Origin of the sequence: Oerskovia jenensis (assembly GCF_016907235.1) — a bacterium.
GTDB lineage: Bacteria > Actinomycetota > Actinomycetes > Actinomycetales > Cellulomonadaceae > Oerskovia > Oerskovia jenensis.
In genome coordinates this window covers 2,377,008-2,402,727 of the sequence record NZ_JAFBBO010000001.1, presented here as the reverse complement: position 1 = coordinate 2,402,727, position 25,720 = coordinate 2,377,008, and the positions used below count along the sequence as shown (strand labels likewise).

The window sequence follows — 25,720 nt, the reverse complement described above, 5'->3', positions numbered from 1 at the left end:
TTTGCGGGCTCCCGGGGTGGACACAGAGCGAGGGCGGCGGGAGCCGCGTCCAGGTCATGGACGCGGCCCCGCCACCCTCGAAGAGCGCGGCGTCACCGTCGACTGTGAGGCGCCGCGCGGGATCGCGCAGGTCAGCCGGTCAGATGGTGAGCCGGCGGCGCAACCCCAGTCCGACCCCGACGACTCCGGCGAGCAGGCTCCCGCCCGCGATCGCCGACATGCCGAGCGAGAGCTTGCCGGCCGGGCTGTTCTCGACGTCCGACTTCATCTTGGTCGTACCGTCCGAGATCTCGACCGTGCCGTCGGCGAGCGTGCCCGCCCCGTCGGCCAGCGTGGAGCTGCCCTTCGCGAGCTCGCCCGCACCGTCCGCGAGGGTCGTCGTGCCCGCGTGCAGGGTGCCCGCCCCCTCGGCGAGCGCGGCGTTGCCGGCTGCGAGCGTCGTCGCACCGCTCGACAGGGCGTTGATGCCCGTGTGGAGGCTGAGCGACCCGGTCTCGAGCTTCGTGGTGCCCGCGAACAGATCGCGCGCGCCCGTGGCGAGCTTGGCGTTGCCTGCGGCGAGGTCCTTGGCGCCCGTCGAGAGGGTTCCCGAACCGTCTGCCGCCGCCAGCGCGCCGGCCGACACCTTCGCTGCGCCGGGGGCGAGCACGCCGAGACCGGTGTTGAGGTCGGTGGCACCGGTCGCGGCCGTCTGGAGGCCGGGGGTGAGGCGGCCGAGGCCGTTGTTGAGGTCGGTGGCGCCGGTGGCTGCGTCCTTCGTGCCGGTGGCGACCTCGGCGGCGCCGGGGGCGAGCTCGCCGAGCTTGGTGTTCAGGGTGGTCGCGCCGGTGGCGGCTGCCTCAGCGCCCGTGGCGACGCGCTGCGACCCGGCCTTGACCTGTGCAGCACCGCGCGAGAGATCGCCCAGCCCGAAGGAGAGCTGCGCAGCGCCGTCGGAGACCTGCTTCGCTCCCGTCTGCAGGGACTGGGTCCCCTTGTCGAGGTCCGCACTCCCGGTCGTGAGCGCGGCGGAACCCGCAGCCAGCGACCGGGCGCCGTTCACGAGCCCCTTCTCCCCGGTGAGTCCCGTGTGGAGCTGGGCGTTTCCATCGGCGACCTTCTTTGCCCCGGACTCGAGAGACGATGCGCCCGCGGAGAGCTCACCGGCGGCACCTGCGAGCCGATCGAGCTGGGCCTTCAAGGGGGAGTCGGTCGGCACCGTGGCCGCCACAGCGGCAAGACTGGTGGCAAGGTCCGCGGCACCGGACTCCACGCCCGCGGCACCTGCCGCGACATCCGCCGATCCGTCCTTCAACGACTTCGCCGATGCCGCCGCCTGATCCAGCCCGGCGGACAACGTGCTCGCTCCGTCGTGGAGCTGGGAGGCGCCGGCTGACACAGCGGCGGAGCCAGTGGCAAGTGCGGTTGCGCCGTCGGAGACCCCGCGGGCGCCGGTGGCCAGGGAGGCGCTGCTCGCGGCGGCTCCGGCCGCGCCGGTCGAGACGGTCGACGCCCCCACCGCGAGGTCCGCCGCGCCCGGGGCCAGCTCGCTCGTGAGCTTCCCACTGAGGTCGCCGGATCCGGCGTGGATCTGGGCGGCGCCGTCGGCCACCCTGGCGGCACCCGGAGCGAGCTTGTCGTTGAGGCCCGTGGTGAGCTTCTGTGACCCGGCGAGGGCCCTGACGGCGCCGGGAGCGAGCTCGTCGTTGAGGCCTGCGGTGAGCTTCTGTGATCCAGCGAGAGCCCGGGCTGCGCCGTCGGAGAGCATCGTGGCGCCCGGTGCCAGCTCGGCGGAGAGCCTGCCGGTGAGGGTCTGTGCCCCCGCGGCCAGCTTGTTCGCCCCGGTCGAGGCCTCAGCGGCCCCCGGCGCGAGCTTGGCCGCTCCGGCGTTGAGCTCGTCGGCCCCTGCGGCAAGCTGTGCCGCGCCGTCGAGGGCGGTCACGCTGCCGTCCGCGAGCTGGGTCGCGCCGGTCGAGGCCTGCGTCGCGCCGGTCGAGAGCTTCTTGGCGCCGTCCTCGAGGTCCTTCGAGCCGTCGGCGAGCTTGCCTGCGCCCTCTTCGGCGCGGGTCGCGCCGTCGGCGAGCTCGGCCGCGCCCGCTTCGAGACGGGTGGCTCCGTCGTCGAGGCGCGTGGCGCCGTCGGCGACCTTGCCGTTGAAGATCAGGAGGTAGGCGACGAGCGCGACGACGGCGAGCGCCAGCACGGCCAGGGCGCCGATGGTCAGGGCTGAGTGCGCGCGCGAAGGGCGCGGGAAGGCGTGGTTCGTCATGTGCGAGGGTCCTCTCGTGGCCGGCGTCGTTGCCGGTCTGACTCCGGAGTGCCCATCACCTTGATGCAACTCCGAGTATCAGATAAATCACCGTCGACGCTAGCAACGGCCACAAGAGGAAAGAAAGCAAGTATCTGATACTTCGAAAATCACAAGTTGGTAAAGGCCCGCCGCGAGAGTCGCGACGGGCCTTTCCCCAGCGGCAGCAGCCGCACCAGCGGCACCTGCGGCAGAGCGCGCGCCGGCTCAGATCTCCAGGTTCGCGAACAGGACGCTCGCGAGCGCGAGCCCCACGACGAGGTTGAACACCGCAGCCGACCCGAACACCACGACCGGCGCAGGGCTGCGCGGCGTCGTCGCCCTACGGACACACCTGCGACGTACGGAAGATCTGCATGGCCGTCAGGGTGGCGGTCACCGGCGGCCCGGGCAAGGGGGTGTCCACGCTCTGGGAGAACGTGACGCCGTGTGAACGGGACGGGCACGTCAGTCCTGGGCGAGAGCCCTCTCGAACGCGTCCAGCAACCGTTCGCCGAACAGCACGAAGCGCACGTCCGCCACGCCCCGGTCCCCGCGGTCGCCCCACGCGCGGACCGCCGCCACCGCGACGCGCGCGACCTCGTCTCCGTCCCAGCCGTAGACGCCCGCGCTCACTGCGGGGAACGCGACAGACGTCGCACCGAGGTCCGCGGCGACGTCGAGCGAGCGCGTGAAGCACGAGGCGAGCAGCGCGGGGTCCGTCTGTCCCCGGTGCCGGTCCGGCCCGACCGTGTGGACGACCCACCGCGCCGGCAGGTCGAAGCCCGGCGTGGCGACCGCCTCGCCGACGGGGAGCCCGTCCGGCAACGTCGTCCGCCGCAGCTCGCGGCACGCGTCGAGCAGCCGGGGCCCGGCCGCGGCGTGGATCGCACCGTCCACCCCGCCGCCTCCGAGCAGCGAGGAGTTCGCGGCGTTGACGATCACGTCGACGTCGACGGTCGTGAGGTCTCCGAGCTCTGCGGACAGGTGCATCCGTCCATCCTCGCGCGCGGCGTGCTGCCCCGCTCGGACACGCAGAAGGCGGCCCGACGGCGTCACGCGCGTGACGCCGTCGGGCCGCCTTCTCGAGGTGAGCCGGTCAGGTCACCAGACCTTGTCGCCCCGGATGACCACGTCGGAACCGCCGTCGACGAAGACGACCTGCCCGCACATGTGGCTGTTCTCCGGGGAGACGAGGAAACGCAGGAGGTTCGCGGGGACCTCGGGGCCCATGATCCCGCCGAGCGGCATGGGGACGTGGGACTCGACGGCCTTGGTCGACTCCTCGGTCGCGAGCATCTCGGCGGTCATGCCGGTCTGGACGATGCCCGGGCCGATCGCGTTGAGGGGGATGCCGGCCCCGGCCCAGTCGGCGGTGGGGGCGACGCGGCGCAGCCAGTGCGCGACGGCGGCCTTGCTGCTGCCGTAGATGATGTCTCCCGTCCCGGCCGCGGCGAGCTCGGCGGCGCGGGCCAGCGCGGCGGCCTCGTCGCCCGCGAGGGTCAGCTCGACGAGCTGGTCGTCGACGGGCAGGAGGCTCGCCATGGAACAGGTCACGGCCGCGCGCGGGGCGTCCGAGCCGGCGAGCAGCGGGCGCAGGCCCTCGAGGGTCGCGAGGGCGCCGAAGTAGTTGACCGCGAGGGTCGCCGGGCTGCCGTTCGACAGGCCCGCGTTGGCGACGATCGCGTCGATCGTGCCGCCGCTGAGCGCAGTGACCTGCTCGACGAGCCCGGCGCGGCCGGCGTCGGTCGTGAGGTCGACCGTGACGTCGGCGTCGCGCAGGTCGACACCGATGACGCGGTGGCCGTCGGCCTCCAGCATGCCCTTGAGGGCCTTGCCGATGCCCGAGGCGGTTCCGGTGACGACGACGGTACGCATGATGCCCTCCAGAGCAACGGGTGCGGCCAGCTCTTCCTGGCCGTCTCCCTCAGGTTAGGCCCCGAAACCGCGGAAAACGGGCGTCCGGGACCTCCGACGCGGGGATCGTGACGAAGGTCCCCTCCTCGTGCCAGCCCGTGCTGGCGCCCCCTCGCATGCCTCACGGTGGCGCGAGCGGGCGAAATATGTACGGGTGCCCCAGAACGACTGTTCGCGGACCGTGCGGATCAGTATGCTTCGCTCCGATTCGCCGATTAGCGGCGCGGCTCAACTGGAGAGTGCATGAAGAGGACCGTTGTTCCGATGAGGGGGGCGGCGACATCTCGTCGCAGGTCAGGGGGGCTGAGCGGAGCCGTCGCCGCGGTGGTGACCATCGCGCTCCTGGCGAGCGGACCGGTGGCCGTGGCCGCGGTGAAGAGCGATCCGGGCGCGAGCGGGGTGGAGGCGCCGGCGCCGATCGAGACCCCGGCACCGATCGAGACTCCGGCGCCGATCGAGACGCCGGCGCCGACGCCGGCTGCGGACCCGACGCCGGACCCGACGCTGCCGGCGCCCGAGAGCAGCCCGGCTCAGGCTCCGGCGGCTCCGGCGGCTCCGCCGGCGCCAGCTCCGGCTCCGGCATCGGCCCCGGTCGAGAACGTCGCGCCGACGTCCAGTCCGGTACTGAGCCCGGTGCTGGGGTACGACGCCGTCTACGTCCAGCACGAGGAACGAGGCGGCCCTGGTGTGCAGGGGATGTTCCGGCTCGCTCCGCCGACCGAGACGGACGTCGTCGCGTACGAGATCCGGCTCGGGGAGAGCGGTCCTTGGACGTCGCATCCTGTCACCGAGGGCGAGATGCTCGTGCCCTTCGTCCCGGAAGTTCCCGGACGACAGCTGCTGTACACACGATGGGTCGACGCCACCGGGCAGACGGGGACTCATGGTCAGTACAGGATCGAGGTCGCCGGAGGCGAGCCGAGGCCGGTACTGCCTGCTCTCAGCTGGTGGTTGCCCACCGCGAGTCCCGGGGAGTCGGGGGTCGGCCTCGAGATCGGGACGTTCCGCCTTCCGACCAAGATCGGACAGGTTCGGGTGCTCCTCGGATCGGCCGAGCTCGCACGCTTCGCCGTCGCCGACACGATCCACACGGTCGTTCTCGACCGCGCGGTCCTGGGGTCGGGGAACGTGCCGGTCACGCTCGAGTACGTCGCAGTCCCGGGTGACACGCCGTGGACGACCGAGGCGGTCGTGTGCGGAAACGACTGCGTGTTCACGCCGATCTCCGTCGAGATCAGGGGGACGAAGGCCGGTCAGCAACTTCAGGCGGCCGTCGTCTCTGACGCGACTCCGCTGCCAGAGAAGCACTCCTACCAGTGGTTCGTCGACGGTGTTCCGATCGCGGGCGAGACCTACCTGGGGTACACCCCTCCGCCGTGGTTCGAGGGGCGGACGGTCACTGTCGAGGTGACTGCCAGCCGTCAGGGGTACGCCGACAGCACGGCAACTGCGCCGCAACTGGTGCTCGGCCTCGCCGAGGACCTGAAGATCACTCTTCAAGCCCAGGGGCCGGACGGACTGGCCCCGGTGGCAGGTGCGGACGCGTCGGGCACAACCATGGCAGGGACCACGGGGCAGGGGCGCGAACTGCGGGGACTGCGCGTCTGGCCGGGGGTTAACCCAGCAGGGGCTCATGACGTGTGGGTGTCCGGGTACGTGCGTAAGGGCCCAGCGGTAGGCCAGTACCACGGTCCGGCGCACCTGAATCCAGCAGGCGAGCAGCCGTTGACTGCGATCATGTTCGGGGTCAAGGGGCAGACCGCCGAGTTCTACGACGTGTACTACCGGGCTCATGTGGCCAGGATCGGCTGGTTGGGTTGGGCGAAGAACGGAGAGATTGCCGGCGCTCCTTCGTATGAGGCTGCGATCGAAGCGGTCGAGGTGAAGTTCGTGCGCAAGGTGGGGCAAGAGCCGCCGGCGGGCAACGGGATGCCCGCGTCGTTCGACGATCCGAACAAGAAGGTGCGTTTTCAGGCCCATGTGGAGAACCTCGGGTGGCAGCGCGAGGTCGAGGGTTGGCAGGCAGCCGGGACGACGGGCCAGGCTCTGCGGGTGGAGGCGTTGAAGTTCCGTCTGGCGGATCCGGCCGCTCTCGGTGGGATTCGGGCGTCTGCTCACGTGCAGGACATCGGGTGGCAGCCGTTCGTCGAAGCGGGCGAGATCGTCGGCACGACGGGTCGGGCGTTGCAGGTCGAGGCGTTCAAGATCGAGCTGACGGGGCAGATGGCGCAGCGGTACGACATCTACTACCGCACGCACGCCCAGGAGCTGGGGTGGCTCGGGTGGGCCAAGAACGGTGCGCCGTCGGGGTCGGCGGGCTACGCCTACCGGCTCGAGGCGGTAGAGGTACGGCTTGTGCCCAAGGGGTGGTGGGGACCGGACGAACCCGGCGTCGTGGCGTTCAAGCAACGCTGACCTGACCTCCGCGACCTAGCCCGGGGCGGGACCGCGTGAGTCGGCCCGCCCCGGGCCAGGTCGCTGCTACCGATGGGTTGCAGTGGTCAGGATTCCCCGTCGATTCCGCCGATTCGTGGCGCCGCTCAACAGGAGAATGATGAAGAGGACTCTCGTTTCGACGAATCGGTCGGCGGCATCTCGTCGCAGGTCAGGGGTGTTGAGCGTGGCCGTCGCGGCGACCGTGGCTTTCGCGCTCGTGGCGAGCGGGTCGGTGGCCGTGGCGGCCGTGGAGAGCGACCCCGGCGCGACAGGGACGTCGGTCGAACCGGCCGCCGAGGCGCCCGAACCAGGCGCGGTTCCGACGCCGGTTCCGACGCAGGTTCCGACGCCGTCCGCGGAGAGCGCCACGCCGTCCGGTGATCCTCTCCAGCCCACGGAGTCCCCGGCGGCTCCTCCATCGGACGTCGCGCCTCAGAGCGCCTCCGTCGACGCGAAGGTCACGCCCACCGACCTCATGGTCGGCAGCAAGACCTGTGGGGCTGAGGGCGTCACGGTGGATGTCGCGCAGTGGATGAGCATCGGAGCCCGTGTCGTCCAGCCAGGCAGGCCGGTGACCATGGGACACATCGAGCTACGTGACCGCGATGACACCGTCGCGTTCGCCCACAGGTCGATGGTCGTGGACTACCTGCGGCTGGGCGTAGACGTGCCGAGAAAGGCGCTGTCGGACGGCGCGACCTACACCCTGCGAACGTGGATGACGGACGTCGACGACGCGAGCGCCGTCGGGGAGCCCCTCGAGTGCACGCTCACCGTACGGCTCGTACCGCAGGACGGGCCTGCGTTCGTCCCGGCGCTGGGCAGGGAAGCGGTCTACGTCTACGGCCAAGAGCGTGGTGGAGTGGGCGTCCCGGGAGCCTTCCTCGTGCGCGCACCCACGGAGGAGGACATCGTCGCCCTCGAGATGGGGATCGGCTCGCGCACGGACGTGACGACGATCCCCGTGACCGGAGGCCCACAAGTAATCCCGTTCGTGCCACGAGCCGCCGGGCCAACCACGATCTATGTCCGATGGGTCGACCGGACAGGGCTGTTCGGTCCGTACCGGGAATATCCCGTCCACGTGGCGGGAGCGTCGGGTGGGGCGCCCACTCCGCCGGCTCTGACGTGGAGCCTGCCTGTCGTCGGGGCCTCGTCGGCCACGGTGCCGGTCACCCTCACCCTGAGCGACGACCTGCGGGGTGCGCCGATGGGTGAGATCTCGGTCCGGCGCGGGGAGCGCACGCTCGCACGTGTCGCCGTCACAGAGGCCTCCCATCAGGTCGAGCTGGACCGTGCGGTGCTGGGCTCGGGGAACGTGCCTGTCACGATCGAGTACGTCACGATCCCTGGTGACACGCCGTGGACGACCGAGGCGGTCGTGTGCGGGGCGGACTGCACGCTGTCGCCCGGGGAGGTGGGGATCACGGGCGGCACGACGCCCCGTGAAGCACTCTGGGCGACGTTGTTGACCCCCACCGCCCCTCTTCCTACGCATCACACGTACCAGTGGCTCGTCGACGGTCAGGCGATCGAGGGAGAGGTGGAGCAGACCTTCGTCGCTCCGCCGTGGTTCGAAGGGCGGGCGGTCACGGTTGAGGCGACCGCACACCGGCCCGGGTACGACGACGTCACGATCACCTCGGAGGAGGTCGTGCTCGAGCCGGTCGAGGATCCGAGCATCCGCCTGCAGGCCAAGGTGCAGGGTGGTTGGGCCGCGGAGACGGGGGTTGACGGGCGGGGCATCACCTCGGTCGGCACGACGGGGAAGGGGCGTGAGCTTCGAGGTCTGCGCGCCTGGAAGGTGGATCCCACGGGGTATGGGTGGACGAACACCCTGTCTTTCAGTGCTCATGTCCGGGAGCAGGGGTGGCTGGCACCGGTCCCTGGTGGGTGGTCCGATATCGGGGATCCGGCGGGTGTGCAGCCGTTGGAGGCGTTCCGGGTGGAGTTCTCCGGTATGAATGCGGAGTTCTACGACGTGTACTACCGGGCTCATGTGGGTGGGGTCGGTTGGTTGGGCTGGGCGAAGAACGGTGAGGTCGCGGGCACGGTCGGGTACGGGGCGGCGATCGAGGCTGTCGAGGTGACGTTCGTGCGCAAGGTGGGGCAGGAGCCTCCGGCGGGCAACGGGATGCCGGCGTCGTACGAGCGTGGCCAGGATCCGAATGCGCAGCTGCGTCTTCAGGCTCATGTGGAGAACATCGGGTGGCAGGGTGAGGTCTCCGGTGGTCAGCAGGCCGGGACGACAGCGCAGCGTCTGCGGGTGGAGGCGTTGAAGTTCCGTCTGGAGGGTCCGGTGGTTCCGGGTGGGGTGCGTGCGTCTGCGCATGTTCAGGACATCGGGTGGCAGCCGTTCGCCACGGAAGGTGAGGTCGTCGGCACGACGGGTCGGGCGTTGCAGGTCGAGGCGTTCAAGATCGAGCTGACGGGGCAGATGGCGCAGCGGTACGACATCTACTACCGCACGCATGCGCAGGATCTGGGTTGGCTCGGTTGGGCCAAGAATGGCGCGCCGTCGGGGTCGGCCGGGTACTTCTACCGGCTCGAGGCCGTCGAGGTGCGCTTGGTGCCCAAGGGCCTCCCAGGGCCGGACACCCCCGGCGTCCCGGCATTCAAGCAGCGCTGACCTGAGGTCGTCGCGATGAGTGTTCGGGGCGGGACCGCAGCACGCGGTCCCGCCCCGACCACGTTCACCACCCGCCGGGCGCGAGCACCTTCCGGATGCGCTTCTCGCTCACGGGCCCGTCGGTCCCGAGCTGCTGCGCGAACAGCGAGACCCGGAACTCCTCGATGAGCCAGCGCGCCTCGTCGAGCTCGGCGAGGCGGGCAGCGTCGGCGAGGCCGGACGCGTAGGCGGCACGCGCCTTGGCGTACGCCTCCTCGACGTCGTGCACCCGCCACGCGAGCTCGGCGTCGCGGTGCGGGTTGGTCGCGGCCTTCTCGATCCGGTACGACGCGGCCCGCAGGTAGCGGGTCAGGTGCGGCAGGCGGTGGGGCGGGGTGCGGGACACGAAGCCCACGCCCACGAGCCCGGCGACCTGGTCGCGGACGTCCTGGAGCGTGTTGAGCAGCGCGAGGCTGTTGGCCGAGCGGATCTCGCCGTCCAGGTTCCGTGCGGCCGTGAGGGCCGCGACGACGTGCCCGACGATCTGGTGCACCTCGTTCTCCAGGTGCCGCTTCACGAGGTCGCGCGTGGCGGCGTACGACTCGGCGCTGCGAATCTGTACAGCATCCGGCAGCGGCCCGTACTGCGAGGCCTTGGCCCCCGACGTGAGCGTGATGACGGCCGCGAGCTGGAGGTCGGCGACGAGCGCCTCGGTGTTCCGGTACGGGCTCGCGGCCATGGTCAGGGACTGTGTCCCGGTCCAGCGGCTCGTGATCCGGGGAGTCTGCAGCGCGGTCTCCCCGAGCAGCAGGCGCCGGACGCCGCGCGTGTGCTCACGGTCCTGCGCCGAGCGGTCGGCGAGCACCCGCAACGCGACCGACGGCTTGCCCTTGGCGTCGACCTCCTCGACGAGCGCGGGGTACCCGCGCACGATCATGCCGCCCCCGGCGGGCGTCGACACGACCTCGGGCAGCACCCCGTCGGGAAGTCCCGTGGGCCACGTGGTGAGCCCGGTCGCCTCGGCGACGACCACGGAGGCCACGCCGCCGTCGGGCGCCCCGTTCTCACCAGCACCACCTGAGCCCCCACCAGGACGGCCCGCGGAAGGCCGCCCGGAAGCGGAGGAGGGTGAGGCGGGATCGGTGGCGAAGGTCGTGGTGGGCCTGGCAGGGGTCTGCGAGGAACGAGCAGACCCGGGAAGACCGAGCGCCGATCCCGCCTCACCCTCCGCCCCGGCAGCAGCCTCACGCAACGCCGCTCCGACCGCCCCCTTGACGGCCGCCCGCACCGCCGCCTGCGCCTGGGGCGCGAGGCGTCGCTGGAGCGAGACGAGGTCCTTGGACTCGTCGAGCACGACCTCGCCGCCGCGGCGTTCCTCGATGACGCGGAACGTCATGCGCAGGTGCGCGGGCAGGCGTTCGACGCGGGTGTCGTCCCAGGCGTCGTCGGGGATGACGACGTCGCGCAGGGCGCGCACGGCTCGGGTGAACGCGACGTGGAAGGGCTCTGCCATGTCTCCCGCACGGGTGACGTCCTCCCAGGCGGGGGTGTTCTCGCGGAGCCAGGCGACGACGTCGCGTGCGACGTCGGGCGCGGGGACGAGCTGGACGCGCACGGGCTTGGGCAGCGAGCGGATGGTCGCGGTCGCGAGCTCGTCGAGGAGGCCGGGGACCATCCAGTCGAAGCCGTCGGGGACGACGCGGTTCAGCACGCTGATGGGGATGTGCACGGTCACGCCGTCGGCGTCCGTACCGGGCTGGAACTGGTAGGTGAGCGGCAGCGTGAGGTCGCCCTGGACCCAGGTCGCGGGGAAGAGCGAGGTGTCGACCGACTCGGCGTCGGGCACGAGCTGCTCGAGCGTGAAGGTCAGCAGGTCGGGGTCGCGGCGCTTCGCGGACCTCCACCAGGTGTCGAAGTGGCGTGCGGACACGACGTCGTCGGGGATGCGCTCGTCGTAGAACGCGAAGAGGACGTCGTCGTCGACGACGAGGCCGCGCTGACGCGAGCGCGCCTCGAGCTCTTCGGCCTCCTCGAGCAGGCGGCGGTTCTCGTGGAAGAACTGGTGGTGCGTGGTCCACTCGCCCTGGACGAGGGCGTGGCGGATGAACATCTCGCGCGCGGCCTCGGGGTCGACCTTGCCGTAGAGCACGGTGCGGTCGGCGACGATGGGCACGCCGTAGAGCAGGACCTTCTCCTTGGCCTGCGCGGCGCCCTGCTTGGTGGACCAGTGCGGCTCGGAGTAGGTGCGCTTGACCAGGTGTGTCGCGAGCTCCTCGGCCCACTCGGGCTGGATCTTCGCGACGTCGCGACCCCACAGGCGGCTGGTCTCGACGAGCTCGCCCGCCATGACCCACACGGGGGGCTTCTTGGACAGGGGCGAGCCGGGGAAGATCGCGAAGCGTGCACCGCGGGCCCCGAGGTACTCGTTGCGGGCCTGCTTCTTGGCCCGCTTCATGGCGAGCTCCTTCTGCGGGCCGCGCAGGTGCGCGACCGACGACGCCTTGACCTCGGTCGCCTCCTGCATGCCGATCTGCGACAGCAGCCCGGCGAGGAGGGCCTGGTGGATGGTGTCGTCGTCCCAGGTGAGGCGGCGTTCGACGGGTTGGTCGGTCGCCTCGGCGATCGTGGTGCCCGACGACGGCGCTCCCTTTCCGGAGCCCGCGTCGCCCCGGGTGCGGGGCGTGTAGGACATGTCGATGCCGAGGGGCTTGCTCATCTCGCGGAGCTGCGCGACGACGTCCTGCCACTCGCGCACGCGCAGGAAGTTGATGTACTCGGCCTTGCACAGTCGCCGGAACGCCGAGGACGACAGCTCGTGCTGCTGCTCGCGCACGTACTCCCACAGGTTGAGGTACGTGAGGAAGTCGGAGCGGGGGTCGGCGAAGCGGGCGTGCAGCTGGTCGGCCTGCGCGCGGTACTCGGCGGGACGTTCGCGGGGGTCCTGGATGGACATGACGGCCGCGATGATCGCGACCTCGCGCGCGACGCCGCGGCGCGAGCCCTCCCAGATCATGCGGGCCAGGCGTGGGTCCATGGGGAGCTGGGCAAGCACCCGTCCGATCTCGGTGAGACGCGTCGTCGACTTGTCAGAACCAGCGTGGTCTCCAGACCTCGCTCGATCTGACACGTCGCCGGTCACGGTCTCGAGGGCGCCGAGCTCGGTCAGGAGCTGCACGCCGTCGCGGATCGAGCGCGTGTCCGGGGGCTCGACGAACGGGAAGCGCGCGACGTCGTCGGGCGAGGAGACGACGCCCACCGAGATCATCTGCAGCAGGACCGACGCGAGCGACGTGCGCAGGATCTCCGGCTCGGTGAACTCGGGTCGGGAACCGAAGTCCTCCTCGGAGTACAGGCGGATCGCGATGCCGTCCGCGACACGGCCCGAGCGTCCCGAGCGCTGGTTGGCGCTGGCCTGCGCGATGGGCTCGATCGGCAGGCGCTGCACTTTGGTCGCCTTGGAGTAGCGCGAGATGCGGGCCGTGCCGGGGTCGACGACGTAGTGGATGCCGGGGACCGTCAGCGACGTCTCGGCGACGTTGGTCGCGAGCACGACGCGGCGCGAGGAGTGCGCCTGGAACACACGGTGCTGCTCGGCCGAGGACAGGCGCGCGTAGAGCGGCAGGATCTCGACGAAGTCGGGGCGCTTGGCATCGCGCGTGCGCTCGCCCAGGCGGGACTCGAGGGCGTCGGCCGTGTCGTGGATCTCGCGCTCGCCCGACAGGAACACCAGGACGTCGCCCGGGCCCTCGGCCATGAGCTCCTCGACGGCGTCGACGATGCCCGTGACGAGGTCCTTCTCCTGCTTGGCAGGGGCCTTGGCAGGGCTCTTGGACTGACCGCTGCCCCGCTGGCCCTTGCCCGTCTCGGGGTCGACGTCGGGGGCGAGCGGCCGGTACCGGATCTCGACGGGGTACGTGCGACCCGTGACCTCGATGACGGGAGCCGTCGGCGGACGGTGAGCGCCGCCGTCGGACTCCCCGCCTCCCACGTTGTCAGAACCAGCGTGACCTGGAGTGCTCGCTGAGTCTGACGACTCGGCGTCTGACGACTCGGCGTCGAGCAGCTCGTCCGCCGTGAGCGGCGGCAGCGGGCCGCCCGGCGCGAAGTGCCGCGCGAACCGCTGCGAGTCGATCGTCGCCGACGTGATGATGACCTTGAGGTCGGGCCGCTGCGGCAGGAGCCGCGTGAGGTACCCGAGCAGGAAGTCGATGTTGAGCGAGCGCTCGTGCGCCTCGTCGATGATGAGCGTGTCGTACGCGAGGAGCTGCGGGTCGCGCTGGATCTGCGCGAGCAGGATCCCGTCGGTCATGACCTTGACGAGCGTCTGCTCGCTCGACTGGTCGGTGAACCGGACCTGGTAGCCGACGATCTCACCCAGCGGCGTGCCGATCTCTTCGGCGATGCGCTCCGCGACCGTGCGCGCCGCGATGCGTCGCGGCTGCGTGTGCCCGATCTGGCCCCGCCGGCCCCGCCCGAGCTCGAGCGCGATCTTGGGCAGCTGGGTCGTCTTGCCCGAGCCCGTCTCGCCCGCGACGATCACGACCTGGTTCTCCGCGATGGCCCTCGCGATGTCCTCGCGCCGCGCCGAGACGGGCAGCTGCTCGGGATAGGTGATGGGCGGCACGACGACCTGAGCGCGCCGCTCGGCGGCCTTGGCGAGCCGGGCCGGGCTCACCTGCTGCGGGCGTCCGCCGCGACGGTCGCCACGCTTCGAGGAGCGCTGCTCCCTGCCCGACGGCGGACGCTCGCCCCTCGACGTCTGCTCGCCCTCGAGAGCCCTCCCGCTCCGCGGCTGGTCGGGGTTCTTGCGCGGAGCGGAGCCCTTGCTGCCGGGGGTCTCGTCTGCCTGCTCGGGGACCGGGGTCTGCATGCTGGCCTGCGCCTTCGCCCGCCCGCGACCCCCGCGACCACGACGCAGGCCCGTGCCCTCGCGCTGCTGTCCACCGGTCTCAGAACCGGAGGCGTCGGCGCCGGCGCTTGCAGGGCCGTCCGTGGTCCTGACCGGAGTCCTGTCCAGAGGACGGTCCAGGTCGGGCCGGGCGGGGCCGTGCGGTTCGGTGCTCACGACCAACCATTCTCTCAAGGGGCCGCAACTTCAATTGCCTCCGTGCACAGCCGGTGCCTTGCGGCCACCCCGCACCGGGCGCACCCTGAGGGCATGGCCACGTCCTGGATCGACAGGTGGCAGCTCGATCTCGATCGGCTGCGGTGGTTCCCCGCAGCCCAGGAGATCCGGGCCGTGCGGCGCGAGGACCCGCAGGACGTCGCGCTCCGCTCGACGTCGGCCCGGCTCGTCTGGGAGCCGTGGCGGCTGCTGCCCGTGTACGCGGTCCCCGCGACGGACGTGAGCGCGCCCCTCGTCGAGGGCGAGCATCGCGACGGGCAGGTGCGGCACGGCCTGATCCCGCACCCGCTGCACTTCGAACGGCACACGTGCGCGGGGACCGAGCTGTGGTTCGAGGGGGCGGTCGGTGCCGAGGACGGCCCGAGCGCCCCGTTCTTCCGTCCCGACGACGAGGACCTCGCGGGCCACGTCCTGGTCGACTTCCAGGCGTTCGACTGGTTCGCCGAGGAGCAGCCCCTCTCGGCCCACCCGCGCGACCCCTTCAAGCGGGTCGACGTCGTGCCCAGCTCGCGCCACGTCGTCGTGTCGCTCGGCGGCGCGGTGCTTGCGGACACCACGCGGGCCATGGCGCTGACCGAGACCTACCTGCCGTTGCGCTGGTACGTCCCGCGCGAGGACGTGCGGTGGGAGGCCCTGACGCCGAGCACGACGACGAGCGACTGCGCCTACAAGGGGCATGCCCGCTACTGGTCGCTCGCGTCGGGCGACCCCGACGGCGCCGACATCGGCTGGAGCTACGAGGACCCGCTGTCCGACGGCGAGAGGGTGCGCGGGTACGTCGCCTTCTGGTGCGAGCGCACCGACCTCACGCTCGACGGCGCCCAGATGCCGCGCCCCGAGAGCCTGTTCTTCCCCCGTGGGAGACGCTGACCGGAGCCACCCGACGGGTCCTCTGCCCTGGCCTCAGCCCACCCGGACGCTCAGGACGAGCTGCTCGCCGACGTCGAGCCGCACGTCCGAGAGCGTGACGCCGGGCGGCAGCGAGGACGCGAGGTCGATGCGCCTGCCGTCGACCTGCTCGAGCTTCCCGCGCACCGCCAGCAGGAGCGCCGCGACGACCGGGTTGCGGCTCGATGCCCCCACGTCGCTCAGCGTGAGGACCATGGCCTGGTCGATCTCGGCGGTCGCGGTGATCTGGGCGCTCGCGGACAGGAAGCCCTTGCGGATCTTCGCGGACGCCACGATCGACGCCGCGCGCGGGCCACGGGACGCGAGGTCCACGTCGAGGGCCGTGAGCGTGAAGCCCTGGTCCGCGAGGGCCTTGGTCGCGAGCTCGCGGATCGTGGCGACGAGCGCTTCGCGGCTCGCCGCGGCGCGCAGGTGACCGCTCACGGGGTGCTCGGTGCTCTGCCCGGACTCCTCGATCGAGAGCGACCCGTCGGCTCCCTCGACCCAGGTGAAGCGCAGGTCGCGGATCTCGGCATCGAGGTCGACCGCGACGCCGGCGACCGTGACGGGATGCCCCTGGGCGCGGATCGTCCGCGCGACGGCCTGCTGGCGCGCGGCCACGTGCTCGACGTTCTCGGCCGGGTCGGGGGCGTCGGCGGCACCCATCGCGCGGACGACGAGGCCGGTGACGTCGACGTCGAGGCTCTGGACGTCGGGACTTCCGGGAACGGTGGCGGCGTCGATACGGACCCGGTCGAGGCCCGTGGCGTGCGGCCCCAGGTTCGCGGTCATGACCTCGCGCAGCCGGTCGGCGAGCGCGGGGCCGGTGTCCGGGCGCGGGGCACGGCCGAACGGAAGGACGTCGTGGGCGGGGCTCAGGTCGTCGGACATGCGCCGAGCCTACGACGAGGGGGCCACCGCCGGACGTCCGGCACACGGGCCGTCCGGTCACGGCACCGAGACCCGCGTGCGGACCTGCCGTCCGCTACGGGGTCTGTTCGGCGACCTCCGCGAACGCTCGCACCGGGAACGTCCCGAACCCCTCGACCTTGGGCGGCACGGCCGTGAACCGTGCCCCGCGCGGCGGCACGTCGCCCAGGTTCGTCAGGTGCTCGACGACGTGGATCCCCGCCGCGAGGAGCAGCGAGTGGGCGGGACGCGCCCCGCCGGACGTCACGGGGTCGGTGTCGTCGATGTTCAACGAGTCGATACCGACCAGCGCGACCCCCGCGTCGACGAGGTGCTGTGCGCCGGCCTCGGTGAGGAAGGGCGCGGGCGCCCCGTAGGCCGGGGTGCCGAAGTGCCGGTCCCACCCGGTCTGGAGCAGCACCGCGGTCCGCGCCAGGTCGCGGTCGAAGAAGACCTCGGCGTCGATCCCGCGGCGGCCACCCCGCGCGGGGTCGACGACCTCGCTCAGCCGGAACACCTCCGCAGGCAGCCCGACGAGCGACTCCAGCTCGAGCCCGGAGAGGTCGGTCCCGTCCTCGTATCGGTGGAAGGGGCTGTCGAGGTAGGTGCCCGTGTTGCCGATCATGGTCAGGACGTCCATCGCGAACTGCGTGCCGGGCGCGTACTTCGCGACGGAGTCGGCGCGCGTCAGGAAGGGGGTGATGGTCGGCGCAGGCAGGCCCGGGTAGGTCACGAGCCCCTCGCGCACGGTGTGGCTCAGGTCGACGAGCCGCGTCGCGCGGCCCGCTCCTTCGCGGGGTCCAGCCCCTTCGCCGACCCCAGCGTCACCGACAGCGTGACCCACGCCCCGGCTCCCCACGTGCGGTTCCTCGACGATCGTCAGCCCCGTGATCTCGACCGACCCGACCAGCGCGAGGCCCAGGTGTCGGACGAGGAGGCGAGCGACGTCGTCGGGCTGGAGGGCGCCCGTGGGCACGTCGAGGCGGAACCCTTCCGCGCGGAGGCTGCCACCGTTGGCGAAGGTCACGTGGGCGTCGAAGTGCGCGCGGTGCTCGGTCATCACCGGAGTGTCGCACCGGCGACGCCCCGGCGGAAGACGTGTCAGGAGGCTGCGCGGCTCGTCTCGCCACGAAGGTGGTCGATGGTGTTCTGGACGTCGCGCAGCGTGGACCCCACGTCGGCGCCCTGGGCCACGGTCTTGTCGGCGACGTAGCGGAGCTGGGCCGAGGCGGCGTCGAGCGCGACCTGGGCGTCGGTGAGGGCGAGGGCGGCGCGGCCGTCGCCGTACTCGTCGGAGGCCGCCTGGGCGAGCGCGGCGTTGGCCTCGTCGGTCGCGGCCTGGGCGTTCCCGACGGCGTCCTCGACCTCGCTGCGCAGGCCGGCGGGGAGGGACGAGAGCTGGGTCGCGGCCTTCTCGAGGTCCTCACCGATCGAGTCGACCTGACACTGGGTGTCCTCGAGGAACTGGGTGACCTCTGCGGCCGATGCGGTCGCGCTCAGCGGCAGCATCATCGCGAGGGCGAGGAAGCTGGCGGCGGCGAGCCGGGCGGCTGGTCCTGATGTCTTCGGCGACGTCATGTCGAGAAGTCTGCACGGCGAACCTGGGAAAAGACAGGGAGGACATGGACAGTTGGTGGAGATTTCGCCCACAGTCGCGGGGGAGGGGCGCGCGTGGCCGCCGGGGCCACCCCGGCCACGACGGCCCGGTCGCACGGGTAGCGTTGCTGCCGTGCCCCACCCCGCAACCCCCGCCCCTGAGGCGCCCCGATGATCCGCCGCGCCCTGGCGCGCGCCTACTGGGCCGTGAGCAGGTGGACGCTGCGCACCGAGCAGCCCCCGACCGACCGGCCCGGCATCCTCATCGGCGCCCCGCACACGTCCAACTGGGACTTCGTGCTCATGCTCGCGATCTCGACGAGCGTGGGAGTCCGGGTCCGCTGGCTCGGCAAGCACACCCTGTTCAAGGGCGTCATGGGCCCGTTCGCGCGGGCGCTCGGCGGGATCCCCGTGGACCGGACCGACCCGAGCCGCGTCGTCGACGACATCGTGGCGCGGGTCCGCAGGGGTGAGGTGTTCTCGCTCGTCATCACGCCCGAGGGCACGCGCAGCAAGGGCGAGTACTGGAAGTCGGGCTTCTACCGGATCGCGCGCGAGACGGGCATGCCCGTGACGCTCGGGTACGTGGACCGCACGACCATGACCGCGGGCCTCGGCCCCACGCTCGAGCTCACGGGTGACGTGCGCGCCGACATGGACCTGGTCCGCGCGTTCTACGCGGACAAGGCCGGGTTCGACCCGTCGCGCCGCACTGAGCCGCGCCTGCGCGAGGAGGACCGTCCCGCGCCGGACGTGCCCGCCGCGGAGGTCGACCCGTCGGTCTGACGGACGCGGCGCCGTCGGGCCTGCTGGTCGCTACCGCGGCCCGACGGCGCCGCGCACGCCGCGCGCACCGGCGCGCCTCACGGGTGGCTCAGCCCGCAGCCGGGTCCGTCGGCGCGTAGACCCGCAGGCCACCGGGCACCATGGTGAGGGTCGCGTCCGTGACCCGGTCGCCGTCGAGCTCGAGCGTCTCGCCGTCGTGCGCGAGGATCACGGGGTCGTGCGGGGCGCCGTCGCCGAACCGGAGCGACAGGTCGGGCGTGGTCCAGGCGTCGAGCGCGAGGTGGCGTTCGAGTCGCCGGACCCGTCCGGCGAGCGAGGACGCGGCACCGCCCGCGACCGTCTCCAGGAACAGGCGTGCTCGGCTGTAGCGCTGCTCGGCGCGCCCCGTGCGGACGTCGAGCACGCCGTCGTCGAGCCGGATGCGCTCGACGGGCGCGAGGTTCTGCGGGACGTACGTGTTGACCCCCGCGAAGAACGACCAGTAGCTCCCGACGACCCCGTCGACCGACACCCGCAGCGGGGTCGCGGAACGCAGCACGCGCGACGTCGCCCAGACCGTCGCGGGCCACTTCCCGAGGCGCTTCTCGGCGCGTTCGCGCTGCGACACGAGCTCGGGGTAGATGCCGAGCGAGAACGTGTTGAGGACCGTCATCGGGTCCTGCCCGTCGACGCGGAGCTCGGCGACGTCGACGCTCACGCCGGACCCGGTCCGGACGGCGTCGACCGTCGCGGACATCGACGTGAGGTCGGCGGCCTTGGCGAAGTGGTTGAGCGTGCCGCCGGGGAGGACGACGAGCGGGAGGTCGTGCTCGCGCGCTGCGGCGGCCGCGGTCGCGACGGTCCCGTCGCCGCCGCTGATCCCGAGGGCTCGGGCGGGGCGGGCCCCGCTGTCGCCGTCGGACCCGCCGGCGTCCTCGCCCCGCGCCGCACGGTCGTAGATCTCGCGCAGGTCGTCGCCCTCGGCGAGCACGTGCACCCGGGCCTTCGGGAGGTCGCGGCGCAGGACCTCGAGCGGGTCCTCCTTGAGGATCCGCCCGGACCCGGCGGCCGTGTTGACGACGACGAACAGGCCCTCGCCGTCGGGGAGCGCGGGCACGTCGGTCGGCGGCCCGGCGGGCACGTCGGGCTCCGGCCCCGGCGGGGAGGGCACGAGCCACCGGCCGAGCACCGCGAGCCCGACCCCGAGCGCGGCCCCACCGACGACGTCCGAGAACCAGTGCGCGCCCACGTGCAGGCGCGAGTACATGACGGCCCCCGCGACGGGCGCGACGACCAGCCCCGCGGCGGGCCACTCCAGGGCCACGCCCGCGGCGAACGCCCCCGCGGTGGCCGAGTGGCCCGACGGGAACGACGGCGTCGTGGGGTAGCGGCGCAGGCGCCGCACGAGGGGCAGCGGGTCGGCCGAGGGGCGGTCCCCGCCGAACAGCCCCTTGCCGAGCAGGTTCGCGGTCGCGCTCGCGGCGGCGACGCTCACCAACCCCCGCACCGCCGCCCGGCGGCCGCGCGCGCCGGTCGCCGCCAGTCCCGCGCCGAGACCCATCCACAGGACGCTGTGGTTCGCGGCGGTCGTCAGGCGCACGAGGGCGGCGTCCGCGCGCGGCCCGAGCTGTCGCCGGTACGTCCGGTCGTTCATGCGGCGGTCGAGGCGGGCGACGGCCGGGAACGCCTCGTGGGGCTTGACGAGGCCCGTGAAGCGCGGCTTCCGTCGCGGGGTCTGGGGTGGTGGGACGGGAGCGGACGGCATCCAGCCACGGTAGGACGGTCACGCCCCGTCCGCCCACCCACGCCGCCCCCGAGGGCTCCCGCGCACCCGGGGGAGCGGCGCCGTCGGGCCTCGTCGCGCGGCCCGGCACCCTCGTTCTGACACAACTCCGATAAGTTCTCCCTATGGGCACCACCCCCGACCCGATCCGGGTCTTCCTGCTCGACGACCACGAGGTCGTCCGCCGCGGCGTCGCCGCCCTCCTCGAGGCCGAGGACGACATCACGGTCGTCGGCGAGGCAGGCACCGCCGCCTCCGCGCTGACGCGCATCCGCGCCGTCCGGCCCGACGTGGCCGTGCTCGACGTGCGCCTGCCCGACGGCTCGGGCGTCGAGGTCTGCCGCGACGTGCGTTCCGAGATGCCGGAGATCGGCTGCCTCATGCTCACGTCCTTCGCGGACGACGAGGCGCTGTTCCAGGCGGTCCTCGCGGGCGCCTCGGGCTACGTCCTCAAGCAGATCCACGGCTCCGACCTCGTGGGGGCCGTGCGGACCATCGCGGGCGGCGGCTCGCTGCTCGACCCGGTCAGCACGGCGCGCATCCTCGACCGGCTGCGCACGCCGCAGGCCCAGGAGGTCGACCGCCTCGAAGGGCTGTCGCCGCAGGAGCGTCAGATCGTCGACCTCATCGGCGAGGGCATGACGAACCGGCAGATCGGCGAGCGCCTGTTCCTCGCGGAGAAGACGGTCAAGAACTACGTGTCGCACATCCTCTCGACGCTCGGGCTGCAACGCCGCACGCAGGTCGCGGTCCTCGCGACCGAGATGCGCACGGAGGATCGCCCGCGCGGCTGAGCGGTGTGCCGCGGCGGTGCCGCGGCGTCGAGCAGCACGGCGATGCCCGACGACGGAGCGCACGTGGGTGCGCGGGTCGCGCTGGGGCGCGGCGTCCTCTCGCCCTCGGAGATGAACTGGTCGGTGGCGACCATCGTGCCCACCTCGACCAGCGCCCGACCGGCGACGTTCCGGCCCGAGCTGGTCATCGACGGGCAGCAGACCCTGCTCCTGGTCGACCAGATCCGGACCGTGGACACCGCCTATCTCGTGGGAGACCCCGTCGATCACCTCAACCACGACGAGCTCACCGCGGTGGAGCAGGCCGTCATCCACTACCTCGGGCTGGTGTGATCGAGCTCCGCAGCCGTGCGGGTGCTCCTGGCTGAGCGTCAGGCGTTCGGGATCCGCCACACGAGCGCGGTACCGCGACCAGCAGGCACCGTGTCGTCAGCGGCGGCAGATGCGTCGTCGCCCGTGCCGGACGCCTTCGCGGTCTCGCGAGCCGCGACCTCCGCCGGCCCCACCGCGAGCGTCCCGCGCAGCGCCTCGGCGCGCGTCGCGAGGTTGTGCAGGCCGCCGCGGTGGTCGCCCGCGTCGATGCCCGCGCAGCCGATGCCGTCGTCGACCACGGACAGGGTGATGGCGTCGTCGGTCACGCGCAGCCGCACGTCGACGCGCGAGGCGCGCGCGTGGCGGGCCACGTTGGTCAGGGCCTCGCCGACGACGACCACGAGCTGGTCCGCGACCTCGGCGGGTACGAGGGACGAGTCGTCGCTCTCGATGATGATCGAGGGCGAGAACCCGAGCGCGGACGTCACGGCCCCGGCCGCCGCGGTCAGGCGCTCCTGGAGGCTCGCCTCGGGGGGAGTGGTGGCCTGGAGCGCGAAGATCGTGGACCGGATCTCGCGGATCGTGTCGTCGAGGTCGTTGACGGCCTCCTCGACGCGCGAGCGCACGAGCTCGTTCTCGATGTGCTTGGTCGTGCTCATGAGCGTCATCGCGGACGCGAAGATGCGCTGGATGACGACGTCGTGCAGGTCGCGCGCGATGCGCTCGCGGTCCTCGAGCACGGCGACGCGGCGCCCGTCCTCGTAGAGTCGCGCGTTGTCGACGGCCACCCCCGCGGCGGCGGCCAGGGCACGGACCGCGGCCTCGTCGTCGCGCGTGAAGGGTGACCCGTCGCGCTTGTCGGTCAGGTACAGGTTGCCGTAGACGGAGTCCCGGACCTGGATGGGGACGCCGAGGAACGTGTGCATGGGCGGGTGCCCCGCGGGATAGCCGGACGCGGCGGGGTAGCCCTCGATCTTGTCGACGCGCAGCGGGTGCGGGTTGCGGATGACCTCGCCCAGCAGGCCGTGCCCCTGGGGCCAGTGGCTGATCGCCTCGACCTCGGAGTCCTCCATGCCGACCGGCACGAACCGTCCCAGACGCTCCCCGTCACGCACGCCGAGGGCCCCGTACCGGGCACCGGTGAGGTCCATCGCCGCCTCGACGATGCGGCGCAGCACGGTGTCGAGGTCGAGGTTGCTCGTGATGGCGACGACGGCGTCGAGCACGCGGTGCGCGACGGCAGAAGGAAGAGACTCGGTCACCCACGTGAGTCTGTCAGACGTTCGGACCGGAACGGGTCTCGGCAGGACCGGGACGACGCCCTGGTGCGCGTCGTAGGTCTTCAGGTAGTCCATGGCAACCCCCTCGATCTCCGTGAGCTCCGGGTGTGTCCCCGGCCGGGCGGCGGGTGGCCGACCGGCCGGGGAAAGAGCGACGGCCCTCCGGGAGGTGACCGGGAGGGCCGTCGGGCGGGGCAGGGTCTCGCGTTCCCTGGGGTTCCCCGCGTCTTCCTGGGTGTATCGCCGTGGCGAGCGGATCGCGTCGCCGAACCGGGATCAGACCAACCAGGAGTTCTTGCGGACGAGCGGCACGCTCTTCCACTGTCGGCCGAGGCCGAGGGTGTCACCGGCGCCGATCATGGCCAGCGAGATGATCGCGAGGGCCTCGACGACGTGGCTGTCGATGATCGGGTTGGTGGTCAGGGGCAGGGAGGCCAGGTACATGAAGCCGAGGAGGACGGTGCCGGCGATCGCCGCGATCCGCATCCCGATCCCGAGCACCAGGGCGAGCCCGATGCCGAGGAGGCCGGCCATGAAGAGCCAGTCGGCCCAGGCGGCACCGGCCATCCCGTTGAAGAAGCTCGCGAACGGTCCCTGGACGCCGCCGAGGAAGCCGGCCGTGGGGCTGCCTCCGTTGATCCAGGCACGCTCCGAGGGGGTCGAGAACCCGAGCCCGAAGGTCTTGTCGAGGAAGGCCCACACGAAGTAGAAGCCCATGACGATCCGGAAGATCCCGAGCACGATCTGCGTCGGGAGGGTTCCGCGGACCGCGAGGCTCGCGGTCGTGGTCGCCCCGGAGACCTCGTGGGGGACGGCACGTACTGCTCGGGCCGAGCGGGCCGCGCCGGCCGGACGTTCGATCGTTGCACTCATGTCGTCTGTCTTCCTCTCCAGGACCGGATCCCCATCCGGTGCGTTGACTCCATTCCACCGGAGCGGGAGGGCTCGGACCTGGGGCGAAGGTCGAGGAACGCGGGGGACCTAGGTCCTCTCCCGCCGGGACCTCTCGTCGCCCGGACGCGCGGGGGCCGGGCCCGCCGTCGCGGCGGTCAGGCGAACGCGGGATACCCGCCCGACGGCGTCGGTCCCCACTCGCGCCCGGCCCACGCGACGGCGTCGGACAGGAGGGACGCGATGCCCGGGGCGACGTCGCGCAGGTGCTCGGCCCCCCAGCGCCAACGGGACGTCACGAGCTGCCGGTAGGTGGGCGAGCGTCCCTCGGGCCCGACGCACGGCCGGTCCGCGATCGCGCCGTCGAGCAACCAGCCCGTCATGGCGAGGATCCAGCCCGCGCACGCGAGCAGGACGTCGCGGGTCCAGGCGGGCTCGACGACGGCGTCGGGCAGGTGCTTGCCGAGCCCCGCCGTGAACGCGGCGAGGAGGTCCTCGGTCAGCCCGGGCGGCGGGTCGAACACGCACCAGCACGTCGAGAACGGCATGAGCGTGTAGGCGGCGTCGAGCGCGGGGTGGTGGACGTTCGTGTCCTCGAGGTCGAGGAAGACCCAGCCGGTGGGGGTGAGGACGGCGTTGTCGGGGCACGTGTCCCCGGGGGAGACGACGACGGAGCCGTCCTGGGCGCGCAGGCCCGCGAGAGCTTCGAGGTCGTCGTGCACGAACGCGAGCATCGCGTCGAGCGGGTCGCGCGCGAGGTCGGTGGGCGTCGGCAGAGCCTCGACGAGCCGGTGGATGCCCGCGCGCGCGTAGGCGTCGAGGTCCCAGCCCTTGACGACGCCGCGGGCCGCGAGCTCTCCCGAGAAGCGTTCGACGTGCCGCGCCGACGCGCCCGCGAGCTCGCCGAGCGCGGTCGCCCAGCCGCGCGCGGCCCGCCAGGCCGTGTCGCGGTCGGTGCCGAGGAGGAGGTCTGCGAGCGTGGGGCCGTCGCCGACGTCGCTCATGACGAGCAGACGGTGCGCCTCGTCGACGGCCAGGAGCACGGGCGTGCGGTCGAGGGTCAGGAGACCCGCGGCCTCGTGCTCGAACGGGAGCCCGTGCACACCGTGGCCGTCCAGGAAGCGCTTGACGACGACCGTGCTGCCGGGGGAGTGCGCGGCGGCGCGCGTGGTGTCGAGCCGGTCGGTCGCGAGGCCCGCGACGACCCGCGCGCGCAGGACGAGCGACCTCGTCGACCCGCCGAGGGGTTCGGGTTCGGCCAGGGCGGCGCCCAGGGCGATGCCGGCGAGCGCGAGGGTCTCGTCGTGGTCGGGCGTGGGGGCCTGCGCGGGCGTCGGTGCGGGCGCGGGCGCCGGGGCGGCGGAAGGCATGTCTCAGTCTGCCCGCCGGTCGTCGCGCGGTCCATGGCGCGACGACCCGGGCACCCGCACCGGGGAGGTCCCCGCCGTCAGGACGTGGCGCCCTCGACGTCCTGCGAGAACTTGTCGACCTCGGTGCGCAGGGCGTCGAGCGAGCTGCTCACGGCCTCGTCGGCGGACTTCACGGCCTCGGACGCCGACTGGAGCCGGGTCGATGCCTCGTCGAGCCGCGCCCGGGCGTCGTCGACGCGCTGCTCGGCCTCCGCCTTGGTCTCCTCGGTCGCGTTCGCGGCCTCGTCGAGCGCGGCCTGGAGGTCCTGCGACGCGGTCTCGGCCGCGGTCACGGCCTCCTCGACCTGGGCGCGCTGGTCCGCGGGGAGCGAGCCCAGCGAGTCGACGAGGGACTGGACGTCCCCACCGATGGCCTCGGCCTGAGCCTTCGCGTCGTCCAGGAGGTCGTCGAGCTGGCCGCTCGAGATGGTCATCTCGGGGATCGTGATGCTCCCGTCCTCGCCGCACGCGCCGAGCACGGACGTGGACAGGACGAGCGCGAGCCCGACGGCGGCGCTCCGGCGGGTGCGTCGGACGCGGGCGGTGTGCTGCGTTGCGTAGGTGTCCATCCGTCCATTGTGCCGACGGAACATGAGAGAAGTCACCCGCTCGGCGGTCGGGCGAGGGGTGGCGTGCACGCAGAATCTCCCGCAGGCTGGAGTCTGACCGTGTTCGCAGATAGCCTCGCACGGTCGAACGTCGCAGAACGGACAACGGGAGTCTCGTGGTGACCTTACCGAC

Annotated in this window: 18 protein-coding genes; 6 read left to right on the top strand and 12 right to left on the bottom strand. The window is 72.4% G+C overall.

Features of this window, described 5'->3' with window-relative positions:
• Positions 1–139: 139 nt before the first annotated feature.
• From JOD49_RS10750 to JOD49_RS10740, 3 genes are all read right to left on the bottom strand, one after another.
• Entirely contained in the window at positions 140–2,248 is a 2,109-nt protein-coding gene (locus JOD49_RS10750; RefSeq protein WP_205307186.1) for a YhgE/Pip domain-containing protein, read from the bottom strand.
• 486 nt (positions 2,249–2,734) lie between these two features.
• Positions 2,735–3,259 carry an O-acetyl-ADP-ribose deacetylase gene (locus tag JOD49_RS10745; protein ID WP_205307185.1) on the bottom strand — a complete coding sequence of 175 codons (525 nt, stop codon included), beginning with the start codon at positions 3,257–3,259 and terminating at the stop codon, positions 2,735–2,737.
• A gap of 111 nt (positions 3,260–3,370) precedes the next feature.
• The gene (locus JOD49_RS10740) at positions 3,371–4,144 is read right to left on the bottom strand and encodes an SDR family oxidoreductase (RefSeq protein WP_205307184.1); all 774 of its coding nucleotides are present in this window, start codon (positions 4,142–4,144) and stop codon (positions 3,371–3,373) included.
• A 363-nt stretch (positions 4,145–4,507) separates the two neighbouring features.
• Between JOD49_RS10740 and JOD49_RS20745 the strand changes: the two genes are divergently transcribed.
• Entirely contained in the window at positions 4,508–6,598 is a 2,091-nt protein-coding gene (locus JOD49_RS20745) for a hypothetical protein (RefSeq protein WP_205307183.1), read from the top strand.
• 196 nt (positions 6,599–6,794) lie between these two features.
• Positions 6,795–9,248, top strand: a complete 2,454-nt coding sequence (locus JOD49_RS10730) for a hypothetical protein (protein WP_205307182.1) — start codon at positions 6,795–6,797, stop codon at positions 9,246–9,248.
• 64 nt (positions 9,249–9,312) lie between these two features.
• On the opposite strand, the gene JOD49_RS10725 is transcribed toward JOD49_RS10730, so the two are convergent.
• The gene (locus tag JOD49_RS10725) at positions 9,313–14,292 is read right to left on the bottom strand and encodes a DUF3418 domain-containing protein (RefSeq protein WP_372441273.1); all 4,980 of its coding nucleotides are present in this window, start codon (positions 14,290–14,292) and stop codon (positions 9,313–9,315) included.
• A gap of 93 nt (positions 14,293–14,385) precedes the next feature.
• Between JOD49_RS10725 and JOD49_RS10720 the strand changes: the two genes are divergently transcribed.
• On the top strand, positions 14,386–15,222 hold the full coding sequence (locus JOD49_RS10720; protein ID WP_205307181.1) for a DUF427 domain-containing protein: 837 nt from the start codon (positions 14,386–14,388) through the stop codon (positions 15,220–15,222).
• A gap of 33 nt (positions 15,223–15,255) precedes the next feature.
• Here JOD49_RS10720 and JOD49_RS10715 read toward each other — a convergent pair whose 3' ends face one another.
• The 3 genes from JOD49_RS10715 to JOD49_RS10705 all read right to left on the bottom strand — a co-directional run bounded on the left by JOD49_RS10715 (position 15,256) and on the right by JOD49_RS10705 (position 17,727).
• On the bottom strand, positions 15,256–16,131 hold the full coding sequence (locus JOD49_RS10715; RefSeq protein WP_205307180.1) for a hypothetical protein: 876 nt from the start codon (positions 16,129–16,131) through the stop codon (positions 15,256–15,258).
• 94 nt (positions 16,132–16,225) lie between these two features.
• Positions 16,226–17,209, bottom strand: a complete 984-nt coding sequence (locus JOD49_RS10710) for a cyclase family protein (protein WP_205307179.1) — start codon at positions 17,207–17,209, stop codon at positions 16,226–16,228.
• Between the two features lie 41 nt (positions 17,210–17,250).
• Positions 17,251–17,727, bottom strand: coding sequence for a hypothetical protein (locus tag JOD49_RS10705; protein ID WP_205307178.1), 477 nt, complete (start codon positions 17,725–17,727; stop codon positions 17,251–17,253).
• A gap of 189 nt (positions 17,728–17,916) precedes the next feature.
• Here JOD49_RS10705 and JOD49_RS10700 point away from each other — a divergent pair, with 189 nt between their 5' ends.
• Positions 17,917–18,531 (top strand): 1-acyl-sn-glycerol-3-phosphate acyltransferase, encoded by a 615-nt coding sequence (locus tag JOD49_RS10700; protein WP_205307177.1) that lies wholly within the window; start codon positions 17,917–17,919, stop codon positions 18,529–18,531.
• A gap of 88 nt (positions 18,532–18,619) precedes the next feature.
• Here the strand turns inward: JOD49_RS10700 and JOD49_RS10695 are convergent, their stop codons facing one another.
• Positions 18,620–20,275, bottom strand: coding sequence for a bifunctional phosphatase PAP2/diacylglycerol kinase family protein (locus JOD49_RS10695; RefSeq protein WP_205307176.1), 1,656 nt, complete (start codon positions 20,273–20,275; stop codon positions 18,620–18,622).
• A gap of 143 nt (positions 20,276–20,418) precedes the next feature.
• On the opposite strand from JOD49_RS10695, the gene JOD49_RS10690 reads away from it, so the two are divergent.
• Both JOD49_RS10690 and JOD49_RS10685 read left to right on the top strand, forming a co-directional pair.
• Positions 20,419–21,087, top strand: a complete 669-nt coding sequence (locus JOD49_RS10690; protein ID WP_191790006.1) for a response regulator — start codon at positions 20,419–20,421, stop codon at positions 21,085–21,087.
• Positions 21,088–21,129: 42 nt separating this feature from the next.
• The gene (locus JOD49_RS10685; protein WP_205307175.1) at positions 21,130–21,420 is read left to right on the top strand and encodes a type II toxin-antitoxin system PemK/MazF family toxin; all 291 of its coding nucleotides are present in this window, start codon (positions 21,130–21,132) and stop codon (positions 21,418–21,420) included.
• Between the two features lie 38 nt (positions 21,421–21,458).
• Here JOD49_RS10685 and JOD49_RS10680 read toward each other — a convergent pair whose 3' ends face one another.
• The 4 genes from JOD49_RS10680 to JOD49_RS10665 form a co-directional block, all read right to left on the bottom strand.
• Positions 21,459–22,661, bottom strand: coding sequence for a GAF domain-containing sensor histidine kinase (locus tag JOD49_RS10680; RefSeq protein WP_307822494.1), 1,203 nt, complete (start codon positions 22,659–22,661; stop codon positions 21,459–21,461).
• Between the two features lie 294 nt (positions 22,662–22,955).
• Complete coding sequence (locus JOD49_RS10675; RefSeq protein ID WP_205307173.1) at positions 22,956–23,552, bottom strand: hypothetical protein; 597 nt, start codon at positions 23,550–23,552, stop codon at positions 22,956–22,958.
• Positions 23,553–23,728: 176 nt separating this feature from the next.
• A complete protein-coding gene (locus JOD49_RS10670; protein ID WP_205307172.1) occupies positions 23,729–24,940 on the bottom strand; it encodes an aminoglycoside phosphotransferase family protein in 1,212 nt (403 codons plus the stop codon).
• A 77-nt stretch (positions 24,941–25,017) separates the two neighbouring features.
• Entirely contained in the window at positions 25,018–25,548 is a 531-nt protein-coding gene (locus JOD49_RS10665) for a hypothetical protein (RefSeq protein ID WP_205307171.1), read from the bottom strand.
• Between the last annotated feature and the right edge of the window lie 172 nt (positions 25,549–25,720).